The sequence below is a fragment of the Streptosporangium sp. NPDC023615 genome, from assembly GCF_040640155.1.
Classification (GTDB): Bacteria; Actinomycetota; Actinomycetes; order Streptosporangiales; family Streptosporangiaceae; genus Streptosporangium.
In genome coordinates, this window is record NZ_JBFABE010000138.1 from 1 (window position 1) to 4,419 (window position 4,419).

Here is a 4,419-nt window from a genome sequence, read left to right on the forward strand (position 1 = left end):
ATCCGCACCGGCGCTCCTCAAGAAGGACGAAGCCCCGTTCTACCTGTCGGAAAATACTGTCGTCAATCAGCGCCCGAACCAGGCCGCCTGGCGTGGTGTTTCATCCCCGGGAATCCGGTTTACAGGTGCCTCTGGGCCGCCTGTCGGGAAACCTTCTAATCCCGACAGCCTTCGCGAAGGCACAGGAGCAAATCAAGACCTGCGTGGTGCGGGAGCGGAGGCCGACCATGGCGTGAGGTCAAGTTCCGGATACCGCAGTGCCATGCCGGCCAGCGTCTGTGCAGTCCAGTAAGAATGCCCTGGCGAGGGAAACCCGAAGGCTTGGAGTTGGCGAGGTGTAGCGCGGTGGACGAAGTCGACCCATTCTCGTTCGAAGCTGCGCGCTGCCCATCCCACACGTTGCCCCCACGAGAGGCTGGATGGCCGGAAGCCCAGGTGCATGCTGTAGCGGGCACCGCGAGGTGCTGTCAGTTGAGTGCCTCGGTGGAAGGTGCCGGACTCGAAGGCGATGACCGTTCCGGCGGGCCCGGCGCCAGAGACCTCGGCCCCGTACATCTGTGGGCTGCCGCTGTCGTCGTTGAATCGCCATGCGCTGTGCTGTCCCGGCCGCAGGAACCAGTTCGGGACGGCGGGGACGTCCACGGTGTGCCTACGTGAGAGCAGATGCGGCGGCCCGAGTTCCTCGGGGACGTCGGCCAGGAAGACGAACATCTCCACCTGCAGACAGCCGGGTGCCGTGCTGGGGACCAGCAAGGTGTGATTGAGGTAGTCGCGGTGCAGGTCCTGGTCATAGTCGCAGGCACCGGTGTACTTCGCCCAGGCCTCGGCCGTGTAGATATGGACGTCGCTGTCGTCCAGCAGCGCTTGGGCGAGGGCCAGGATGCGATGGTTCACCGTCAGCAGGCTGATCTCGGTGCTGGCGAACGGGAAGGTGTCGATCCCGGCGAACTCGTCGCCGATGAAGCGGACGCGGCGCGGGTCGGTGCCGTCATGAAAGCCCTCGGCGGAGGGGAAAAGCAGACCCAGCTCGCTCACCGCCGCTGTCAACTCCTCTGCGGGGATGAACCCCGGGAGGATCACGAAGCCATCGGCCCGCCAGTCCCGCGCAGCGCTCTCAAGATCCATCCACCCAGGATCATCCGTACGAGCACCACAGGCAATCGATTTTCATACGTACGATTCCCTCCGGCCCACTGGACCAACTGAACCGCACATCGCTACCTGGCGGCTGGGGACACGTTCGGGAGCGGAGGGCCCTTACGCGCAGGCACGCGAGGAGTTCAGGAGTCAGGTCTCCATCCCCCGAAGACGCCTTCCCGCCCATCGCGCGAGCGGTTACTAATGACGTGTGGACCATCTGTACTGGAACCTCGGCTCGTACGGGTTCGGCGCTCGCTTCGAGGTGGAGCTGCGCGGCTCAACCGCCCGGGTGTGCCTCATGGACGCCGACGACTACCAGGCGTATCTCGACGGGGAGGCGTACAGCTACCACGGCGGCTTCTTCGACGTCAGCCCCGTCGTCCTGGAGGTCCCCTACGACGACTACTGGTACCTCGTCGTCGACAGCAACCCTCACCGGATCAAGGTCGGGGTCGCTGAGATCTTCGACTGACCGCGCGGTTCCGTCTGGGGATCACCCGGCGGAACACGGAGTTTTCGGAGTTTTGGGAGCCATCTACGCGCGCGCGTGAGGCGGCTCAGGGACGGGGCGGATCGCCGAACCGGGTCCGGTAGAGGGCGGCCGGGGAACTGGCGTGCGCGATCTGGACCTCGGCGCCGCCGGTGGCGTCGACGGCGAGCCGGATCCGCCGGCAGCCGATCCGGCAGATGTCGCAGCGTAGATCTTCGGCCGTGGCGATCCGGCTACACGCGCGAAGCTGGACGGTGTTCTTGGGGCACTGACAGCTGGCCAGCGCGCGGCTGCTCACGTCGCCGCCGCATCTCCTTCCGGAACGACGCTTGATCGATCAGGCAGTAACACGCCAGCTGGTACAGAATCCGGCAGCATCGGTGGATGTGACCAATCATTCACCTTACGGAGATCGACCGTGCCGCCGGAGAACCTAGCGGCGCTGAAGGCGACCGTGCCGCCGGAGAACGTCGCGCCGTGGAAGGCGACCGTGCCGCCGGAGAACGTTGCGAGATCGAAGGCGACCGTGCTGCCGGAGAACGTTGCGAGATCGAAGGCGACCGTGCTGCCGGAGAACACCGCGCAGATGAAGGTGGCCCTGCCACTGGAGAACTTTGCACCGTGGAGGGCGACCGTGCCGCCGGAGAACGACGCGAACTCGAAGGCGACCGTGCCGCCGGAGAACGTCGCGTTGTTGAAGGTGGCTGTACCGCTGGAGAACACCGCGTCGCTGAAGGAGACTCTGCCGCCGGAGAACGTTGCGTTGTTGAAGGCGACCGTGCCGCCGGAGAACACCGCGTCGCTGAAGAGGACCCTGCCGCCAGAGAACACCGCGTCGCTGAAGAGGACCGTGCCGCTGGAGAACTTCGCGCCGTGGAAGGCGACCGTGCTGCCGGAGAACGTCGCGTTGCTGAAGGCGACCCTGCCGCAGGAGAACTCCGCGCTGTTGAAGGAGACGGCGCCGCTGGAGAACACCGCACGGCTGAAGTTGCCGCCGTCGAAGACGACGGCGGTGAAGTCGAAGTCGTGGCCCTGCCAGGAGGTGGCGGCGTCCTCGCGTAGGTGGGCGCCGATGACGCGGATGATGGTGTGGCGTACCTCGCGCAGGCCGACGAAGGCCAGGCGTTCGGCCGCCTCGCCGGCGGCGCCGGGGTCGGGGGCGTAGGGCATGCGCAGGTAGGCGCACAAGACGTCGATCATCGTCTGGCGTAGTTCCCGGGTGGGGGCGTCGTCGGCCAGGCCGGCCAGGGCGTGCACGCCGGCCAGGCGCACCGCGGGCGAGTCGTGGCCCAGGTGGTTGGCGGCGGTGGCGAAGCGCTCGTTGAACAGCTTGGTCGCCTCGCGCCGGTGGGCCTCATCGGCGCGCAGCTCGGCGGCCTGCTGGCGGTGCTCGGCGGCTTCGGTGACCTTCTGCTTGCGGTAGGCCACGACCAGGGCGATGACGCCGCCGATCCCGGCGACCACCGCAAAGGAGAGTTTCAGCAGGTCCAGCAGCCGGTTCAGCGGCAGCCCTTTGGGGCCGACCGGGGTGAGGACGGGGAAGCCAAGGATCCACAGGGCGCCGGCGAACAGGCCGGTGCTGAGCAGGATGGAGCCGGCTAGGGCCAGGGCGAGGGTCGGCCCGATCCGGGCCAGCCGCAGGCCTTGGCCGGGGGCGGCTTTGGCGGGGTCCTTGCCGGGTGGGGTGGGGGGTGGATCGTCGGGGGTGGCCACGCGATCAACAGTGGCGAAGGCGGCGCGGGTTATCAGCCGTTTCACGCAGAAGGTTCCTTCGGACGCAGCCGTCGGGAGGCGCGCGAGGCGGCTCGAGACGGGGTGCCGAACCGGGCGCGGTAGAGGACCGCCAGGAGCTGGCGTGTGTGATCTGGACGCCGCCGACGGTATCTCCCCGCAGGAGGGCGGGCATCGCCGGCGGGCGGCTGGTCGGGGCCGAGTCGTGTCCGGAGATCAAGAAAGCCTGCGCGCCGCGGTGTAGGGGCATGACGAGCATCCGAACGAAAAGTCCCGCTAGCAGAGCAGAGTTGAGCGGCTTACCGTGACTTTCCGTTCGGATGCGTCTCGCCGAAGGCAGGGGCAGACCAAGTACGCCGGAAAGGGGCAACGGCAGGTGTCACGCGGTCTGTTGTGCCGCTCGGCGAGGGCGGGTTTCGGCGGTCTGCTGCCGAACGGTCCACGAGACCGAATCGGTGGGGGAACCAGTGCAGAGACGTTGATCTGGAGTGATGTCGCTGGGTGACCGGACAGAGTTCATGTTCTGTCCTGTGTGCCACCCGCTAACGGGACTTTTCGTTCGGATGCTCGTCATGCCCCTACTACTGGGTGCGCCTGGGCGGCCTGGCCTACGTCCTGGACCGCGCGAGCGGAGGCGTCACCTACCTGCCGGACGCGATCGGCGAGGTGACCGGCTGGGGAAACGTGGAAGACGGCGCCCCCTGGGACGACCCTCCCGGGACCGTGCGCGTCCAGTACGCCCGCCCGTCCGGAACCCTCTTCCTCGCCCGCCACATGACCCGCCTCGCGGCGCGGGTCCGGGAGAACTACCCGGACGTGGCCGTGGTGACCACCTCCCAGCACCCGCGCGACTGGCTCGCCGAGATAGCCAGCCAATCCCCGCGCGCCCTCTTCCACTGACCGAAAGGCGGATCGAGATCATGGACGTCCAGACCGCATTCCCGATCGCCGGTGAGTCCGGCGCGCTGCTCGGCGACGGCATCCTGTGGGGTGTCCGCGAGTTGGGGTGCCGTGTTGGGTCGGACCGGGGCGCCCTGCCGTGATTACTCCCGGTGGGT

General features: G+C 67.5%; 6 protein-coding genes. 3 read left to right on the top strand and 3 right to left on the bottom strand.

The window, feature by feature from the left end; genetic code table 11:
* Window positions 1–192: 192 nt before the first annotated feature.
* Window positions 193–1,125 (bottom strand): phytanoyl-CoA dioxygenase family protein, encoded by a 933-nt coding sequence (locus AB0G16_RS38270; RefSeq protein WP_362815860.1) that lies wholly within the window; start codon window positions 1,123–1,125, stop codon window positions 193–195.
* A gap of 223 nt (window positions 1,126–1,348) precedes the next feature.
* Between AB0G16_RS38270 and AB0G16_RS38275 the strand changes: the two genes are divergently transcribed.
* Window positions 1,349–1,612 carry a DUF1883 domain-containing protein gene (locus tag AB0G16_RS38275; RefSeq protein WP_362815862.1) on the top strand — a complete coding sequence of 88 codons (264 nt, stop codon included), beginning with the start codon at window positions 1,349–1,351 and terminating at the stop codon, window positions 1,610–1,612.
* An 85-nt stretch (window positions 1,613–1,697) separates the two neighbouring features.
* Here AB0G16_RS38275 and AB0G16_RS38280 read toward each other — a convergent pair whose 3' ends face one another.
* Both AB0G16_RS38280 and AB0G16_RS38285 read right to left on the bottom strand, forming a co-directional pair.
* Window positions 1,698–1,928, bottom strand: a complete 231-nt coding sequence (locus tag AB0G16_RS38280; protein WP_362815864.1) for a hypothetical protein — start codon at window positions 1,926–1,928, stop codon at window positions 1,698–1,700.
* Window positions 1,925–3,388 carry a pentapeptide repeat-containing protein gene (locus AB0G16_RS38285; protein WP_362815865.1) on the bottom strand — a complete coding sequence of 488 codons (1,464 nt, stop codon included), beginning with the start codon at window positions 3,386–3,388 and terminating at the stop codon, window positions 1,925–1,927. The genes AB0G16_RS38280 and AB0G16_RS38285 overlap by 4 nt, the downstream gene beginning before the upstream one ends.
* Window positions 3,389–3,949: 561 nt before the next feature.
* Between AB0G16_RS38285 and AB0G16_RS38290 the strand changes: the two genes are divergently transcribed.
* Window positions 3,950–4,261: a hypothetical protein gene (locus AB0G16_RS38290; protein ID WP_362815867.1), complete on the top strand. Its 312-nt coding sequence runs from the start codon at window positions 3,950–3,952 to the stop codon at window positions 4,259–4,261.
* A gap of 20 nt (window positions 4,262–4,281) precedes the next feature.
* Window positions 4,282–4,404, top strand: coding sequence for a hypothetical protein (locus tag AB0G16_RS38295; RefSeq protein WP_362815869.1), 123 nt, complete (start codon window positions 4,282–4,284; stop codon window positions 4,402–4,404).
* Window positions 4,405–4,419: the final 15 nt, after the last annotated feature.